14 protein-coding genes are annotated in these 17,985 nt (G+C 61.5%); 3 read left to right on the top strand and 11 right to left on the bottom strand.

The features are described 5' to 3' along the window. Positions 1 to 11: 11 nt before the first annotated feature. On the top strand, positions 12 to 581 hold the full coding sequence (flhC, locus tag BCA01S_RS14960) for a flagellar transcriptional regulator FlhC (RefSeq protein WP_020068238.1): 570 nt from the start codon (positions 12 to 14) through the stop codon (positions 579 to 581). Positions 582 to 751: 170 nt separating this feature from the next. Here flhC and BCA01S_RS14955 read toward each other — a convergent pair whose 3' ends face one another. The 10 genes from BCA01S_RS14955 to BCA01S_RS14910 all read right to left on the bottom strand — a co-directional run bounded on the left by BCA01S_RS14955 (position 752) and on the right by BCA01S_RS14910 (position 14,852). Then, the gene (locus BCA01S_RS14955) at positions 752 to 2,083 is read right to left on the bottom strand and encodes an Nramp family divalent metal transporter (protein WP_027777595.1); all 1,332 of its coding nucleotides are present in this window, start codon (positions 2,081 to 2,083) and stop codon (positions 752 to 754) included. 61 nt (positions 2,084 to 2,144) lie between these two features. Beyond that, on the bottom strand, positions 2,145 to 3,347 hold the full coding sequence (locus tag BCA01S_RS14950) for an acyl-CoA dehydrogenase family protein (protein WP_027777594.1): 1,203 nt from the start codon (positions 3,345 to 3,347) through the stop codon (positions 2,145 to 2,147). Positions 3,348 to 3,546: 199 nt separating this feature from the next. Further along, on the bottom strand, positions 3,547 to 4,203 hold the full coding sequence (locus BCA01S_RS14945; protein WP_020068235.1) for a methionine ABC transporter permease: 657 nt from the start codon (positions 4,201 to 4,203) through the stop codon (positions 3,547 to 3,549). Further along, on the bottom strand, positions 4,196 to 5,356 hold the full coding sequence (locus tag BCA01S_RS14940) for a methionine ABC transporter ATP-binding protein (RefSeq protein WP_027777593.1): 1,161 nt from the start codon (positions 5,354 to 5,356) through the stop codon (positions 4,196 to 4,198). Before BCA01S_RS14940 ends, BCA01S_RS14945 begins: the two co-directional genes overlap by 8 nt. Positions 5,357 to 5,369: 13 nt before the next feature. Continuing rightward, positions 5,370 to 6,773, bottom strand: a complete 1,404-nt coding sequence (locus tag BCA01S_RS14935; RefSeq protein WP_027777592.1) for an LLM class flavin-dependent oxidoreductase — start codon at positions 6,771 to 6,773, stop codon at positions 5,370 to 5,372. A 42-nt stretch (positions 6,774 to 6,815) separates the two neighbouring features. Further along, positions 6,816 to 7,655, bottom strand: coding sequence for a MetQ/NlpA family ABC transporter substrate-binding protein (locus tag BCA01S_RS14930; RefSeq protein ID WP_027777591.1), 840 nt, complete (start codon positions 7,653 to 7,655; stop codon positions 6,816 to 6,818). A 223-nt stretch (positions 7,656 to 7,878) separates the two neighbouring features. Next, positions 7,879 to 9,474 (bottom strand): efflux transporter outer membrane subunit, encoded by a 1,596-nt coding sequence (locus tag BCA01S_RS14925; protein WP_027777590.1) that lies wholly within the window; start codon positions 9,472 to 9,474, stop codon positions 7,879 to 7,881. 13 nt (positions 9,475 to 9,487) lie between these two features. Continuing rightward, the gene (locus tag BCA01S_RS14920; RefSeq protein ID WP_027777589.1) at positions 9,488 to 12,673 is read right to left on the bottom strand and encodes an efflux RND transporter permease subunit; all 3,186 of its coding nucleotides are present in this window, start codon (positions 12,671 to 12,673) and stop codon (positions 9,488 to 9,490) included. Positions 12,674 to 12,743: 70 nt separating this feature from the next. After that, positions 12,744 to 13,952, bottom strand: a complete 1,209-nt coding sequence (locus BCA01S_RS14915; protein ID WP_027777588.1) for an efflux RND transporter periplasmic adaptor subunit — start codon at positions 13,950 to 13,952, stop codon at positions 12,744 to 12,746. Between the two features lie 45 nt (positions 13,953 to 13,997). Then, positions 13,998 to 14,852, bottom strand: coding sequence for an alpha/beta hydrolase (locus BCA01S_RS14910; RefSeq protein WP_027777587.1), 855 nt, complete (start codon positions 14,850 to 14,852; stop codon positions 13,998 to 14,000). Positions 14,853 to 15,024: 172 nt separating this feature from the next. Between BCA01S_RS14910 and BCA01S_RS14905 the strand changes: the two genes are divergently transcribed. Next, positions 15,025 to 16,029, top strand: a complete 1,005-nt coding sequence (locus BCA01S_RS14905; RefSeq protein WP_020068227.1) for a LysR family transcriptional regulator — start codon at positions 15,025 to 15,027, stop codon at positions 16,027 to 16,029. Between the two features lie 223 nt (positions 16,030 to 16,252). Beyond that, entirely contained in the window at positions 16,253 to 16,567 is a 315-nt protein-coding gene (locus BCA01S_RS14900) for a DUF4148 domain-containing protein (RefSeq protein ID WP_027777586.1), read from the top strand. Between the two features lie 269 nt (positions 16,568 to 16,836). Here the strand turns inward: BCA01S_RS14900 and BCA01S_RS14895 are convergent, their stop codons facing one another. Then, entirely contained in the window at positions 16,837 to 17,910 is a 1,074-nt protein-coding gene (locus tag BCA01S_RS14895) for a purine-nucleoside phosphorylase (RefSeq protein ID WP_027777585.1), read from the bottom strand. Between the last annotated feature and the right edge of the window lie 75 nt (positions 17,911 to 17,985).

Here is a 17,985-nt window from a genome sequence, read left to right as displayed (position 1 = left end):
GGTTGACTGCGATGCTCAAGCGTAGCCTGACGGAAGATGCACAAGAAGTGTTTCGTGCGATCGCGTTGATCGAACTCGGCGCACGCATGCAGGTGCTCGAGAGCGAGTTGACGCTCTCGCGTGACCGCATGATCCGCCTGTACCGCGAGGTGAAGGGCGTATCGCCGCCCAAGGGCATGCTGCCGTTCTCGGCGGACTGGTACATGACGTGGCTTGCGAACATTCACGCGTCGCTGTTCTACAACACGTACCTGTTCCTGAAGAACGAAGCGCGTTGCTCGCATCTCGATGCGCTGACCAAAGGGTATCGGCTCTATCTCGAACACTGCAAGCACAGTGAAACCGAACCGGTGCTCGACCTGACGCGCGCCTGGACGCTGGTGCGTTTCTTCGACGCCGACATCCTGCAGTTGACGAAGTGCTGCCGTTGCACCGGCAAGTTCGTCGCACACAAGCACGACCTGCAGCACAACGTCGTGTGCGGCGCATGCCAGCCGCCGTCGCGTGCCGGCAAGACGAAGAAAGCCGCAGCCGCTCGCCAGGAAGCACTCGAAGCCGCGCAGGTCGCCCAGGCCGCCTGAGTCACGCGACTTGCCAGATTGATCTTCGATGACGGCTGGTCCGCCCGATTCGAATCCGAAGCCTCAAAATAAAAGGTCCGCCAATTTGCGCGGACCTTTTTTTGTTCAACGTTCACGCTATTCGCGCGGCAACGCAGCGATGCACCAGGCCGCACAGCCCTTTCGCCCCTTCATTCCCCAACGAGTCCCACCGTCTGCACGACGAGCCACAGGTTCGCCGCGGTAATCACCGCGAACAGCGTCCACGCGACGATCCGCGTGAGCAGCGTATTCGCGAACTCGCCCATCAGCGAGCGGTCGCCGGTCATGCGGATCAGCGGATAAAGCGCGAACGGCAATTGCAGGCTGAGCACGACCTGACTCGCGACGAGCAGCTTGCCCACCGCGCCGTTGCCCATCATCTGCACGCCGATCAGTGCGGGAATCAACGCAAGCGCGCGCGTGATGAAGCGCCGCTGCCAGCACGGAATCTTCAGCTTCAGGAAGCCTTCCATGATGACCTGCCCCGCAACCGTGCCGGTGAAGGTCGAACTTTGTCCCGACGCGAGCAGCGTGATTGCGAACAACACCGCCGCGAAGCCGGTGCCGACAATCGGCGCGAGCAGCTTGTAGGCGTCTTCGATTTCGGTGACCTGATTGTGGCCGGTCGCATGGAACGCGGCGGCCGCGAGAATCAGGATCGCCATGTTGATCATCAGCGCCAGCAGCAACGACACGATGGTGTCGATGCGCGACATGCCGATCGCGGAGCCGATGCTCGCCGGATCGCGCTTCACCGCTCGCGTTTGCACGATCGACGAATGCAGATACAGGTTATGCGGCATAACCGTCGCGCCGAGAATGCCGATTGCGAGATACACCGGCTCGCGCGAGTTCAAAGCCTGCCACGACGGAATTAGTCCTTGCGCGACCGACGGCCAATGCGGCTTGACGAGTGCGAGTTCGACGATATACCCGACGCCGATCGTCGCGATCAGTCCAAGCATGATCGCTTCCAGATCGCGGAAGTTCTTGCCCTTCAGGCCGAGCACGATCAACGTGTCGAACGCGGTCAGCAGCACGCCCGTGGTAAGCGAACATTTGAAGAGCAGATGAAAAGCGAGCGCGCCGCCAAGCACTTCCGCGAGATCGCACGCGACGATCGAAAGCTCGGCAAGAAACCATTGCCCTCGCGCGACCGCGGGCGAATAACGCGCCCTCGACAATTCGGCCAGATCGCGTCCCGTGACGATACCCAGACGCATGCTCAGACATTGCAACGCCATCGCCGCGAGACTCGACAGCATGACGACGAACAGCAGGCTGTAGCCGTAACGCGAGCCGGCTTCAATGTCGGTCGCCCAGTTGCCCGGGTCCATATAGCCGATGGAAACCAGCAGGCCAGGGCCGGCGAACTGCAGGATCTTTTTCCAGAAAGGCGCGCCTTGCGAGACGGCGACCGAGCCTTGCACTTCAGACGGGCAAAACGGCGCTGTTGCCGTAGTCGGTAATTTGAACTGCAATCCGGAGATCTCTTGAGAAGGAATAAAACCGCGGCGCAGACTGGCTGCATCGCGGACCGCCTCAAGTGTACAAAGAAACCTCCGGCAATGTCCCGCTGAGTGCATAACGGCCGACGTCGCGCACGCGATAGTCGAGCGGATCGTGCAGCGTGTGCACGCGAGCGTTGCGCCAGAAACGATCGAGCGCGAGCGGCGCATGCGTGGCGCGCGCGCCGCAGGCGTCGAATAGTTTTTCGCTGACGTCGAGCGCCGCACGATGCGCGACGATTTTCGCCTCTGAAGTAGCGAGCGCAACGTGCGCGCGCGCTTCGGCGGAAAGCGACGAGCCCTCGCGCCACGCGGCATCGAGCGCTTGCGCGGCGCGCACGGCCAGCGCTTCGGCGCTCACCGCCTGAATACGCATTTCGCCAAAACGCTGGATCAAGTACGGATCGTCGGTGGCTTTCGTCACGCCCGAAGTCATCCACGGCTTGCCGTATTGCGTGACGTACGCACGCGCTTCATCGAGCGCGCCTTGTGCGATGCCCACGAACAGATTGGTCATGACCTGCTGCGATACGAGCGTGCGCAAACTCGCGTATGGCGTGTCGGCGCGTTGCAGGACTTCTTCCGGCTCGACCCGGACCTGAACAAACGACACGCTGCCGCTGTCGGTCTGCCGCTGCCCGATCGGATTCCAGTCTTCGTTGACCGTGATGCCCTCGCGCGTGGTCGGCACGACTGCGAACATCGTGCTGCCGGTCTGCGGGTCGTGCCCGGAAACCGTCATCATCTGCGAGCCGCGCGTGCCCGAGCAAAAGCCTTTCTCGCCATTCAGGAGATAGCCGCCGTCGCCGGTTGCGTTGGCAACGAGCCGGGTGTCGAGCGGATTCACCGCGTTGCCCCACCACCAGCGCTCTTTTACCGTACCGCTCAGGTAGCGTGCACGCTGTTCCGCATTACCCCACACATAGACACTGACCTCTTGCAAGAACGTGAACCCGAGCAGATGCGCGAGCGCGCTGTCCACCTGCGCGATCTTGCGAATGGTGTCGTAGATTTCCGGCCAGGAAGCGCCTTCGCCGCCGAATTCGCGCGGCACGGCAAGCGTGAGCAGGCCCGCGTCGGCGATCCACTGTTTCTCCTGCGCGGCGTGGCCGCCCGCAAGGTCGCGCTCCGCGGCGCTCGCATGCAGTGCCGCGAGCAGGCCGGCGAGATCGCGCACGGCTGGTGCAGCGGACGCCTCGCGCGTCTGCAGCGCCGCGGTCTGGCGAAAATCGTTCATGCTATTTCCACGTGATGATGTTTTCGAGGCGGACCTGCAGTGCAGGTGGAATGGGCTCGCGAGAGGCTTGCGGCGCATCCGGCAGCTTTCATGATAGGCGGTGAGATCGGCGACCGATAGGGCGCGCGTCATTCGTCATGCGAATGCGCTACGTCAGCAGGCCGACGCGAACACGGCAATCAGTATTTGAACTCGCCCCTCACGCGCGCTGCGCGAGTCGCCGCACGAAGCGATCGCCCACCAGCTGTACCGTGGTCACGATCGCAATCAGCAACACGATCACCGTCACCATCACCGTCGTATCGAAGCGCTGATAGCCATAGCGGATCGCAAGATCGCCGAGGCCGCCTGCGCCGACCGCACCGGCCATCGCCGAAGATCCGATCATCGCGACTACGGTGATCGTGAAGCCACCCACGATGCCTGGCAGAGCTTCGGGCAACAGCACATGCCAGATGATATGCCTGCGTTGCGCGCCCATTGCCTGCGCTGCTTCTATCAGGCCGCGGTCCACTTCGCGCAGGCTCACTTCGGCTACGCGGGCGAGGAACGGAATCGCGGCAATGCTGAGCGGCACGATTGCCGCCCATACGCCGATGGTCGTACCGATCAGCAAGCGCGTGAGGGGCAGCAGCGCGACCAGCAGAATGATGAACGGTGTCGAGCGAAACGCATTGACGAGCGCGCCGAGCGTGCTGTTCACCGCGCGCTTTTCGAAGATGCCGCCACGCGTGGTCGTGACCAGCACCAGCGCCAACGGAATGCCGACCAGTGCTGCGATTACCGCGGACACGCCGACCATTACAACCGTATCGCGTATCGCACCGACGAGTTCCGACAGCCAGAGATCAGACATAACCCAATACCTCGACGTGGTTAGCGTGGCCGCGCGCGCGTTCGACCAGCGCGGCGACCTGCGCATGCACCGTGGCGCCTTTTTTCGCGCGCACCTGCGCGGATACGATGAGGCGCCCTTGCGCATGGCCTTGAATGCGGTCGATCCCGCCATGCACGAAGCTCACGCCGCCTCCGTCGATGCTCAGCGCGGAAGTCAGACCGGCGAGGTCGGGGTCACGTGAATTGCCGCCAGTAAAGCGCACGTCGAGCAGAACGCGCGCGTCGGCTTGCGCGATCCCGGCAAGCGGCTTCACCCGGTCGGCAAGGTCCGCAGGCAAGTCATGAACCAGCGTGCGTAGCAGCGCCCGCGTTGCATCGTGCTGCGGCTCGCCGAACACTCGCCACACCGGGCCCGTTTCGACTACGCGGCCGCGCTCGATCACGGCGACCGTATCGCACACCTCACGAATGACCTGCATTTCATGCGTGATCAGGACAACGGTCAGGCTCAACCGACGGTTGATGTCGCGCAGCAGCGCGAGAATCGCTTGCGTCGTTTCGGGATCGAGTGCGGACGTCGCTTCGTCGCACAGCAGAATGTCGGGGTCCGTGACGAGTGCGCGCGCAATGCCGACACGCTGCTTCTGTCCGCCGGACAAGCTCGCTGGATAAGCGTCGCGCTTCGCCGCGAGGCCGACGAGTTCGAGCAACGCATCGACCTTCCTGTCGATCGCGGCTTTCGGTACGCCGGCGATCTTCAGCGGCAACGCAATGTTCTCACGCACCGTCTTCGCGGAGAGCAGATTGAAGTGCTGAAACACCATGCCGATGCGACGGCGTAGCGTCACGAGTCCGCGTTCGTCGAGTTCGCCGACATTTACTCCATTCACGCGCACTGCGCCCGAACTCGGCTTTTCGAGTCCGTTCACGAGCCGCAGTAACGTGGATTTTCCTGCGCCGCTGCGACCGATAATGCCGAACACCTCGCCACGCGCAACGTTCAACGTCACGTCTGCGAGCGCCGCGGTCGGGGCACCGTTGGACCCCGCGAATACTTTGCCGACGCGGTCGAATACAACGGCCGCTTGCGCCGGCGCCGCGCTCGCACGATGATCGACCGCGGCAGACGGTGCTTCTTCGATGAACTGCGGCACGTCGAAAAGATTAGCCATCGCTTCGCTCCTCTCAGGCTTCCACGGTTTGTTTGATGCCGCTTTGTGGCGCTCGCCGATGCTGCGCGCCGACATGCACGTCCGGTAAACGCGCGCGGCCGCCGCCGAACAGCTTCTCTCGCAGCGTAGGCGCGGGATCGTAGTCTTCCTTGTAGACGCCGCGGTTCTGCAACTCCGGCACGACGAGGTCCACGAAGTCCTCAAACGATTCAGGCATCACCGTGCGCGTCAGATTGAAACCGTCTACGCCCGCTTCGTCCATCCATGACACCAGTTCGTCCGCGATCTGCTGGGGCGAACCCACCACCGGTTTTGCGCGACCGCCGAGCGTCATCTGTTCGAGAACTTTGCGCTTGGTCCAGACGCCGCTCACGCTCTTCTTCGAAATGGCCTCGACCGCCGATTGCATGGATTGCGTCTTCACATACGAGATCGGCTCATCCAGCTCGTATTGCGAAAAGTCGATACCTGTCGAACTGGAGAAATGCGCGATGCCGCCTTCAGCGCTTGCATAGCGCCGGTACTCTTCGAACTTTTCCTGTGCGGCTCGTTCGGTTTCGCCGACCACCACGGTGATGCCCGCGAATATCTTGATGTCGTCAGGCGAGCGCCCAAAGCTCACGGCTCGTGCGCGAATGTCGTCGACGATCGAACGCGTCAACTGCTTGTTCTGTCCGCCGACAAATACGCACTCCGCATGACGCGCCGCGAAGTCCACGCCGCGGCTCGACGAGCCGGCCTGATACAACACGGGTGTGCGTTGCGGCGATGGCTCGCTCAAGTGAATCGCGTCGATCGAATAGAAAGGACCGTCGTGTTTCACGCGATGCACCTTGCCCGGTTGCGAGAAGATGCGTGAAGCGCGGTCGCGCACCACCGCGTCGTCTTCCCAGCTTTGTTCCCAGAGCTTGTAGACCACATCCATATAGTCGTCGGCACGGTCATAGCGGTCGTCATGGCTGATCTGCTGCGCGAGACCCATGCCGCGAGCGGCGCTATCCAGATAGCCGGTGACGATATTCCAGCCGACCCGCCCTTTGGTCAGATGGTCGAGCGTCGACATGCGCCGCGCGAACAGATACGGCGGCTCATACGTCAGATTCGACGTCACGCCAAAGCCGATATGACGCGTAACATGCGCCATCGCGGGCACGATCAGCGAGGGATCGTTGATCGGAATCTGCACGGCTTCGCGTAACGGCGTTTCGGGACCGCCCTGATACACGTCGTACACGCCGACAATATCCGCGAGAAAGATCCCGTCAAACTTGCCGCGTTCGAGCGTTTGCGCAAGACTCGTCCAGTAGTCGAGATCGGTGTAATGCGCCGAACGATCTCGCGGATGCGTCCACAAGCCGTGATTGATGTGGCCCACCGCATTCATGTTGAATGCGTTCAACAGAATCTTCTTCGGCATCGCGGCACTCCTGTTGTTTCTGATCAGCGCGGAATGCGCCGCTTACCAGGCGACTGCATACAAAGTGCCGAATGCTTTGTCGAGCGCGGCGCGCACAGCCGGCGAATGCTGATAGATGGAAATGAACTTGCGAATGCGCGGATCGTTCACGCTCTCCGGACGCACGACCCACTGAATTGCGTAGTTCTTGTTCTCCAGACCGTCGAATAGCAGCGCGCTATTCGGGTCCGTCGTCCCCGCGAGCTTGATGAAGCTCGGATAGCCTTGTGCAAGATCGACATCGTCGAGCGAACGCGCCAGTTGGGATGCTTCGAGTTGAACGATCTTCAGATGCCGGGGGTTGTCGATAATGTCGAGCGTAGTTGCGCGATAGTCGATTCCGGGCGTCAGCTTGATAAGCCCCGCGCGTTGCAGCAGCAACAAGCCGCGCCCGCCATTGACAGGATCGTTGGCGATCGCCACGGTCGCGCCGTCTTTCAACTCGTCGAAGCGTTTGATCTTCTTAGAGTACAGACCGATCTTCATGATCGTGCCAGGGGCAATTGCGACAAAGTTATAGCCGCCCTGCTTCTTCGCGTTCTCGAGAAACGGAATGTGCTGGAAGTAATTGACGTCGATATCCTTATTCGCGAGTGCGGCGTTCGGCGTATTCCAGTCGGTGAACTCGATCACCTTCACGTCGAGTCCCTGCTCTTTCGCCTCACGCACGGCTACTTTGAGTGCCTCGATTTGCGGACTCGTGGCCGTGCCGATTTTCAGTGTCGGCGCGTCCGCTGCGAATGCGGGCGCTGCGGGCAGTGCCAGTGCGAAGCCGAAGGCGCTGACAAGCGCGAGCGTCGGCGCGCGAAAAAAATGCCGCACGTTTGAAGCGAAATTGCGCATGGTGGACTCTTGTAGTTGAGACGTGATGAGGTTCGCGGCGAGCCTGTTCGACGGCCCGCGTCATGGTGCGAATCATCATAGAGTCCACGATACCTACGGGTCTACGAACGGATTTTCGAAAGGAAAGTGCTAAAAAAGATTTGCGCAGAAAAAAGCCGGACCGCGCTCATCGCGCGATCCGGCTTTTTTGCAGCACTCGGGTCCAGCCTCAGCAGTAAGACGTCTAGCGCCTGGCCACCTGATCGGCAGGCGCCGCTGACGAAGCCGGCGTTGCAGCCGGTGCAGCGGAACCCACTGCGGTGTCGGACGCAGCCATATCGCCCCAGCCGCCGCCGAGGGCACGAATCAGGTTGACCGTCGCGACAGCCTGCGTGCCCTGCAAGTGGCTCGCCTGCAGTTGGGTATTCAACACCTGCCGCTCGCCGTCGATCACGTCCAGATAGCTGACCGCGCCTTCGGTGTACTGCGTGCGCGACAGACGCGCCGCTCGCTGCGAGGCCTGCACGGCATTGTTCTGCTCACGCATCTGGTCGTCGAGCAGGCGCAGGTCGGCGAGGTTGTCCTCGACTTCGCGGAACGCCACCAGAACCTGCTGACGATACTGCGCGACGTCCTCGTCGTATTTCGCACGAGCCTGCGCGAGATTCGCCTTGCGCCGGCCGCCGTCGAACAGAGGCAACGTCAATGCAGTGCCGGCAAACGGCCCGAGAATGAACGCGCGGCTCGACCACATGAAAAGATTGCCCAAGGTTGCCGACTCATAGCCAAATGCCCCAGTGATATCGAGCTTCGGGAAAAACGCCGACTTCGCGAGACCGACCCGCGCGTTTGCTGCGGCCATAGCGCGTTCGGCCGCCGACACGTCCGGCCGCCGTTCGAGCAGTGCCGAAGGCAAGCCTGGCGGCACACGCGCAGCTACCGGCACCAGCGGCGCTTCTGCGAACGAGAAGTCTGCCGGCGGCTTGCCGAGCAGAATCGCGAGACTATGCTCCGACGCCGCGCGCTGACGTGCGACGCCCACGGCATCCGCGCGCGCGCTCGCAAGTTCGTTGCGGGCGCGAGAAACATCGAGCTCGCTGATGTCGCCTTCCTTGAAACGACGCTCGACGAGCTTCAACGTATCTTCACGCAATGCCACTGTGCGGCGATACAGATCCTGATCGGTATCGAGTTCGCGCAACTGGAAATAGTTTTGCGCGACGTCGGCCTGCAACGACAATTGCACCGAACGGAACAGCGCTTCGCTTTGCTGCTCGTCAGCACGCGACGCATTGACGTTAGAGCCGACACGCCCGAACAGATCCGCTTCATACGACGCGCCGACCTGCGCGCGCCAGATCGTGCCGGTCGTTCCACCGGCGCTATCCGGCAGGAACTGCGACGCTGCCGACGCACGTTCGCGGGTCGGGCCGAAGCCCGCATCGATCTTCGGGAACCAGTCCGATTTCGCTGCACGCGTCACCGCACGGGCCTGTTGCACGCGCGCTGCTGCCGCCTTCAGGTCCTGATTCGCGGCGGCCGCCTGCTCTTCGAGTGCGTCGAGTTGCGCGTCGCCGAAAATCTTCCACCATTCGCCGCGATGCGCGTCGTCGGCAGGTTGCGCCGTCTTCCACGTGCCGGCGTCCGGTGCCGATGCAGCGGAGGGCGCCGAAGCTGCCGAGGCCCCTGAAGCCGCTACCGGCGCTTCCTTGAACGCGGTGGGCGTATCCACTTCCGGCCGCTTATAGGTGGGCTCCACCGAGCAGGCGGCGAGCAGCGCGAGCAGCAAACCGCTGGCTGCTGCCCGGCCCCATCCACTCAAACTTTCAAAGCGTTTCATTGTTGTTTTCTCCTCAGGCGTCCGTGACCGGTGCGCCAATGCGCGGCGAATCCTTCTGCGCGACATGAATCGTCCCGCCGGCCAACGTACGCAGCACCACATAGAACACCGGCGTGAGCATCAGCCCGAACAGCGTGACACCGAGCATGCCAAAGAACACCGCGACACCCATTGCGTGACGCATTTCCGAACCGGCTCCGGTCGACAACACGAGCGGCACCACACCCATGATGAACGCGATCGACGTCATCAGAATCGGTCGCAGACGCAGCCGGCTCGCCTCAATCGCCGCCGACAATGGCGTATGTCCATCGTGTTCGAGTTCTCGGGCGAACTCCACGATCAGAATCGCGTTCTTCGCCGACAAGCCCACCAGCACCATCAAGCCGATCTGCGTGAAGATGTTGTTGTCGCCGCCGGTGAGCCACACGCCGGTCAGCGCAGACAGCACGCTCATCGGCACGATCAGGATCACGGCGAGCGGCAGCGTCAGGCTTTCATACAGTGCGGCAAGCACGAGGAACACGAGCAACACGCTGATCGGGAACACCCACAGGCCCGCATTACCGGCGAGAATCTGCTGGTACGTGAGGTCGGTCCATTCGAGCTTGACACCGCGCGGCAGAACCTCGGCCGCTACGCGCTCAGCCGCGGCTTGCGCCTGACCGGACGAGAATCCCGGCGCCGGTCCACCGTTGATGTCCGCTGCGGTATAGCCGTTGTAACGCACCACCATTTCCGGACCGAACGTCGGCGTGACCGACACGAGCGACGACAACGGCACCATGTCGCCCGCGGCATTGCGCGTCTTCAGTTGCAGGATGTCGTCGGCGCGTTGACGGAACGGCGCGTCTGCCTGCACTCGCACCTGATATACGCGGCCAAAGCGGTTGAAGTCGTTCACATACAGCGAGCCCAGATAGATCTGCATCGTGTTGAACACGTCAGTGACCGGCACGCCGAGTTGCTTCGCCTTCACGCGGTCGAGGTCCACGTTCAATTGCGGAACGTTGATCTGATAGCTGGAGAAGGTTGGGCCGAGTTCAGGCGTTTGCGCGGCCTTCTTCACGAAGGCCTCTGCTGCCTTGTTCAATTCCGCGTAACCGAGCGCACCGTGATCCTCCAGTTGCATCTTGAAACCGCCGAGCGTGCCGAGACCGAGCACGGGTGGCGGCGGAAACACCGCGACGAACGAGTCCTTGATCGCACCATATTGCTGGTTCAACGCGCCGGCAATCGCACCCGCCGAGAGCTTCTTGTCGCCGCGCTCCTTGAACGGCTTGAGCGTGACGAACACAATGCCCGCGCTAGAACTGTTCGTGAAGCCGTTCACCGACAAACCCGGGAACGCCACTGCGCTTTCCACGCCCTTCTGCTTGAGCGCAATCGCGCTCATGTCGCGGATCACTTTTTCCGTACGATCCAGCGATGCGCCATTCGGCAACTGCGCGAACGCAATCAGGTACTCCTTGTCCTGCGCGGGCACGAAGCCGCCCGGCACGACACGCGAGATCAGCACCGTTGCACCGAGCAGAATCGCGTACACCGCGAGCATCGCACCCTTGCGGCGCAGCACGCCGGTCACGCCGCGGCCGTATGCCGTCGAGCCGCGATGAAACACCTTGTTGAAGCCCTTGAAAAAGCGGCCCAGCAAGCGGTTCATCACACGCGTCAGCAAGTCTTCCTTCGCGCCGTGGCCGCGCAGCAGCATGGCGGACAACGCCGGCGACAGCGTCAACGAGTTGAACGCCGAGATCACCGTGGAGATCGCGATGGTCATCGCGAACTGCTTGTAGAACTGACCCGTGAGGCCCGTCATGAACGCGAGCGGCACGAACACGGCGACGAGCGTGAGCGCGATGGCGATAATCGGCCCGCTCACTTCCTGCATTGCCTTATAGGTAGCGTCGCGCGCACTGAGCCCGCTTTCGATATTCCGTTCGACGTTCTCCACCACCACGATCGCATCGTCCACCACGATCCCGATCGCGAGCACCATGCCGAACAACGACAACGCATTGATCGAGAAGCCGAACGCAAGCAACAGCGAGAACGTGCCGACAATGGACACCGGCACGGCGATCAATGGAATGATCGATGCGCGCCACGTTTGCAGGAACACGATCACGACGATCACCACCAGCGCGATTGCTTCGAGCAGCGTATGCACGACCGCCTCGATACTCGAGCGCACGAACTGCGTCGGGTCGTAGACGATCTTGTATTCGACGCCCGCGGGCATGTCTTGCGCGAGGTCCTTCATCGCGGAGCGAACTTCGTCGGAAATCGCGAGCGAGTTCGCGCCTGGCGCCTGGTTGATCGCGAGCGCAACCGCCGGCTTGTTGTCGAGCAACGAACGCAGACCGTATTCCGACGCGGCCAGTTCGACACGAGCGATGTCACGCAGATAAGTCACGCCGCCATCGGGCGCGGTCTTCACGATGATGTCGCCGAATTCGCCCTCGGTCTTCAGACGGCCGCGCGCATTGACCGACAACTGCAATTGCGTGCCGGGCACCGAAGGCGATGCGCCGATCACGCCGGCCGCCACCTGAATGTTCTGCTCGCGAATCGCGTTGACCACTTCGGTCGCCGTCAAACCGCGTTGCGCCACCTTCTGCGGATAGAGCCACACACGCATTGCGTAGTCGCCGGAGCCCCACAATTGCACCTCGCCGACACCCTGAATGCGCGCGAGCCGGTCCTTGACGTTCAGCACCGCGTAGTTGCGCAGATACGTCATGTCGTAGCGGTTATTCGGCGAGATCAGGTGGACCACCATTGTCAGCGTAGGCGAGCTCTTGATCGTCGTCACGCCGAGCCGTTGGACGTCTTCCGGCAAACGCGGCAGTGCCTGGTTCACGCGGTTCTGCACCAGTTGCGTCGCGAGGTCCGGGTTCGTGCCGAGCTTGAACGTGACCGTCAGCGTGAGATTGCCGTCGCTATTTGCTTGCGACTGCATATACAGCATGTTCTCGACGCCGTTGATCTGCTCTTCAAGCGGCGAAGCGACGGCTTCCGCGATCACTTTCGGATTTGCGCCAGGATACTGCGCGTGCACCACGACCGACGGCGGGACCACTTCGGGGTATTCGGAGATCGGCAGCTTGAAGAGCGAAATGACGCCCGCCAGCAGAACCAATACCGATAGCACGCCCGCAAAGATCGGCCGATCGATGAAGAATTTGGATATGTTCATTGGAAGCTCTTGATGTTGGAGCAAGCGGTTGGAGCAAGGCGCCGCGCGTTCGATGCCGCGGCGGCGACGCTCACGAATTCTTGTCCGCTTTGGCGCGCGTCTGTGCAAGCGGCGCGCTGTTCGGGTCCTGGTCGGTCGTCATGGGCACCATGTGCGCGCGCACTGCATCGCCCGGACGCACACGCTGAATGCCGTTGACGACGATCCGGTCTCCCGCCTTCAGTCCGCCCTTCACGACGCGCAGGTTGCCCTGCATATCGCCGACGGAAATCTCGCGGTACGCAACGTGATTGTTTTGATCGACCACCAGCACGAACTTCTTGTCCTGGTCGGTGCCCACGGCGGCGTCGTCGATCAGCAGCGCGGGGTGCGGCTCGCTGCCGCCCACTTTCACGCGTGCGTAGAGGCCCGGAATCAATGTGCCGTCCTGGTTATCGAAACGCGCGCGAACGCGAATCGTGCCCGACGACGTATCGAGCCGGTTGTCCACCGACTCGATAACGCCGTTGCGGGAGTAGCCGCTTTCGTCCGCAAGACCGAGTTCGACCGGCACCTTGCCGCCGTCTTTTGCACGACGCAGGTATTGCAGATACGTTTGTTCGTCGGCGTCGAACGATGCGTAGATCGGCGAAACCGACACGAGCGTGGTGAGCGGCGTCGAGTTCGCGCCCGCCGACACCACGTTGCCCACCGTGATTTCCGCACGCGACACACGGCCTGAAACTGGCGCAACAATCTTCGTGTAGCCGAGATTGATGCGCGCGGTTTCGAGCGCGGCTTGCGCGGCCTTCAGGTTCGCGCTCGCTTCGCGCGCGGCATTCTGCTTCTCGTCGTAATCACGCTTCGCGATTGCGTTGTCGGTGATCAGGCGCTGCGCGCGCTCCCAGTCGCTTTGCGTGTAGCCGGTGCGCGCCTGCGCGGCCGCGAGCTGCGCTTCTGCTCGGGCAACTTCCGCCGCATACGGGCGCGGGTCGATCACGAACAGCGTGTCACCTTTCTTCACGAGCGCGCCGTCCTTGAAATTGACCGACACGATCGTTCCAGGCACCTGTGAACGGACGTCCACTTTTTCGACCGCTTCAAGACGGCCCGAATAGCTCTGCCAGTCGGTAATCGTTTTTTGCACCACCGTGGCGACATCGACTTCCGGCACGATGGTCGGCGCGGCAGGCGAACTGGCGTCGACACGAATTGCGCCGAACGTGCCCAGTCCGGCTACGACGATCACGGCTAGCGCGGCTATCGCCACACGGCGACGGGAAAGAGAAAGAATGGTCATTTGAAGCTCCCGGTATCGTTGATTGAAGTTCTGCTTATTTGTGTTTCATCGATGGGCGCGCGCATCGAAGCGCCACTGAAAAAATCGCACCGCTTCCTGCAAGGCGGGCGGATGATCGGCCAACGCCGCATGCGAGACGGCCGGATAGCGGACCACCTGGGTCAGCACCCCTGCATCGATCAGGCTGCTTGCGTATTTCTCCGCCTCGACGTGCAGCACGTCGTTTTGCGCGGTCGCGATCAGCGTGGCCGGCAAGCCCGCGAGTCGCGACGATTCCAGCGGCGCCGCATACGGATGCATGCGTTGCGACGCTTGCGGCAAGTACGCGCGGTAACAAGCCGCGCACTCTCTCGCCGTGATGTCCGAGCCGAGGCGCTTCTCGTCGCCAAGGCGGGTGAGACTCGGGTCCAGCATCGGCCCAAACAAAGCCTGCGCGGCGATCTGCACGTCGCCGCGATCACGCGCGATGAACGCAAGGCAATTGGCCAATTGCCCGCCGGCGTCATGGCCCGCCACGCCAACCTTTCTGCTATTGCCGCCAAAAGCGCGCGCCCGCGTCTGTACCCACAATGCCGCGCGATGCGCGTCTTCAGGCGCGGCGGGAAACGGAAACGCCGGCGCCAGCGAATAGCCGACCGACACCACCAATGCCGGTAAATGCTCTGCGAAATAACGCGAGGCAAAGTCGGCTTGATCGATAGATCCCTTCGTAAAGCCGCCGCCGTGAAAATAAAGCAGTACTGGCAGTGCGGTTTTCTTTCCCTGCCGGTACAAACGCAATGTGATGTCCTGAGCGTGCCCTTCTATCTGCACGTCAGTGACTTCGAGTGCCGTGCTGTCGGCCTCTACCGGTGCACTGCCGGTGGGCTCAAAGGAGTACGGCGGTTTAAATGCTTGCATGTCGAGCCGCGCAATGCGCAAAGAACTTCAATGGTGCGAATTGTGGGTTCGGCAGACTCGTAAATAAATGCCTATAATCCGGCAACACAATTCGGCGCCCCTGAACAATCCATCCGATTGCTCCGCGGATTCGAATCCTGATCAGTACGCCTGCCCCTTCTGGAGGTTTGCAATGGACCGGCTTCAGGCCATGCAAGTGTTCACACGCGTTGTCGACACCAACAGCTTTACCCGTGCGGCGGAAACGCTCGACCTGCCCCGCGCATCGGTTACCACGATCATTCAGAACCTCGAAGCGTTCCTCGGCACGCGGCTCATGCACCGCACTACGCGGCGCCTGTCGCTCACGCCGGACGGCGCCGCTTATTACGAGCGCTGCGTGCGCATTCTCGCGGACGTCGAAGAGACCGAGGCCAGTTTTCAGAGCGGCAATAAAAAACCGCACGGCAAGCTGCGCATCGACATGCCGGGCTCGATCGGCCGCTTGCTGGTGATTCCTCAACTATGTGAATTCCACACGCGCTACCCGGACATCGACTTGCAACTCGGCTTGTCGGACAGACAGGTCGACCTTTTGCAGGAAGGCGTGGATTGCGTGGTGCGCGTCGGCGCACTCCAGGATTCTTCGCTGGTGGCGCGGCGTATTGGCCTATTCGAGGGCGTGACGTGCGCGGCCCCGGAATACATTGAACGGGCCGGCATGCCGACTTCGCTCGACGACCTGGAAAATCACAAAGCAGTCAATTACTTCTCCAGCCGTACGGGACGCACGCTCGACTGGGCGTTTATGGTTGATGGCAAAGAGGTTGAAGTAAAAATGAAGGGCATTGTGTCGGTCAACGACGCCGATGCCTACGTGACCTGCGGGCTGGAAGGTTTTGGCCTGATTCAGCCGGCTCGTTTCATGGTGCTGCCGCATCTGCGTTCAGGCCAACTGGTTGAAGTACTGCCAGAACTCAAGCCTTTGCCGATGCCGATTTCCGCAGTCTATCCGCACAGTCGGCATCTGTCGCCTAAAGTCCGTGTTTTCGTAGACTGGATCGCCGAAGTATTCGATCGCTGCCCATTGCTGAGCGGCCGCGGTGCGCTCGATGCAACATGCTCGCAACGCACACTGGAAGAACGCGAATCGGCTCCCGCACTCGACACGCCGATTATTTCCGAATGGGTCGCGTAATTCAATTAGATTGAAGTACAAAATCTGGAACAGTGAATTCCAACCGCGGCGCTAATGCCGCGGTTGTTGTTCGAGCCCGTGTTTATAGGGGTCGTCGCGCGATTGTTCCGAAATCGCGACAATTCATTTCGCGAAAGCGCGATTTATCGAGGCCGGCTCGAAGTCTACATTTCACCCTGTCGCAGCGCCCCTCGTGCTGCAAACGAATCGACAGGAGTGAATCATGAAACGCAATCTTCTCGCAGGTCTTGCTCTCTCGCTGCTCGCCAGCGCGCCGGTATTTGCACAAAGCAACGGCGGCGGCAACGGCATTGGCCACGCCGGTTCTTACCAGACTCAACCGACTTCGACGACGAGCGGAAAAACGCGCGCTGAAGTGCAGGCCGAGCTGGTCGCCGCATATCGTGACGGTTCGCTGCCCGCGCTCAATCGCACGAGCTACCCGAACAAAGGTCTGATCGGCCAGACGCAGGCCGCGCGCATCGCGTTGCAGGAAGGCGCGAACGGCGACGTCACGCGTGTGGCTAATGGCCAGTAACGAGCAATAAGCAAAGCACTAGCGGAGCAACAAGCGGGGCATTGAGCACATAGAGAAGCAAACACCAGAATCGTTAGTTTTCCGGAATAAATGCCAATCGCCACGATAGCTTTCCAGTCTTCATAAAGGAGCAGATCATGACACCATCGGAACTCGATCATTGGGATACGGACGCCGCCGTCTGGACACCGTATCGCGCACCACAACGTTGAGTGTCGCGCGCCATTGCAGTGCGGGCCGCATGAAGCGGCCCGCATGCAACTAGCTGGTTAGCGTTTGGGCACGCCTTCGCGCCATTCGCTCCAGTGCGTGACAATGTCCTGCACGAGCGGATTACCTGAGCGGTACAGATTTTCGAGAGCAATCGTAAAGCCGCCTTGCGCGGAGTAGTTCAGCAGGTTGTCGGCGCTGGTCTGCCCGTCGTAGGGACGGTCGAAATCAGAGCCCGCACGCACCACGGCGACGCGGTTCAAATCGACCTTGTGCACTGAAGCCGCGCGTTTCAGCGCTTCGTACGTGGCATTGTCTTCCTGCTGGGTGGTGCAATACACGCCCTTTCCATCCGTCAGGATCTTGGTCCAGTCGCGAGCCCGTTGCCCGAGCAGCGTGCCCGACCACCACGTATCGCCGGCGAGCGTATCGCATTGAATGACGGTCGGCGGGCGATTAGCCGGCGCGTACGAATATTTCGCACGCGCGGCCTGCGCCTGCGCGTTGTCGGAAAGCACCACATTGCGCGACAAGGCGAATGCGGTATCGGCGAGTTGCGTATTAAGTTGGAACACTTCGGTCCGGTAATCGAGCGGCGGCTTTTCTGAAGGGCTCTTCGTGTTGATGCCAAGATAGCCGGTGTTCCAGCCGGCCGGAATCTCGCGCCCGTCGATCTCCCATTGAATGCCGAAGTCGACGAGATATTTGGCCCACGCAGCGGAGCCCACCGTGCCCTGTTGAGGATCGATGCCGGCAATACCCGCCACCATGAAATACGTATGCCGCAAATCGAATCGCGGTGAGAACGTCAATGCCATGATCGACGCGGCGGCGTTCGTGTGACCCATGCCGGTCGTCATTACGCATACGTCCTGGCGGTTGCAATGTACTGCCGGGTAATCGGGCGACAGGCCGTCTACCGGAATATCGCGCCATGGCCCGAGCTTATCGAGCCACACCTGGCCCTCCGGACCGAACATCGAAATGATCATCACCTTGACTGGCCGCCCGCGCGAGCCGCCGCCGTCATGTGAGAAAGCGTCGTTGTCGTCCGCGCTTGCCGGCCCGGAGGTAAAGGCTGTGCATGCCGCGAGTGCAATGACGGAGAGAGCGTTGAATGTGCGAGTCAGCATCGTGATCTTCCTTTTGCTTGTGATGCAGTTTGGGAGAGTGCCGCTTTCAAGCCGAGGGAAGTATAGATGCGAAGA

The sequence above is a fragment of the Paraburkholderia caledonica NBRC 102488 genome (genome assembly GCF_000685095.1).
Taxonomy (GTDB): domain Bacteria; phylum Pseudomonadota; class Gammaproteobacteria; order Burkholderiales; family Burkholderiaceae; genus Paraburkholderia; species Paraburkholderia caledonica.
This window is presented reverse-complemented; position numbering and strand designations above follow the sequence as displayed.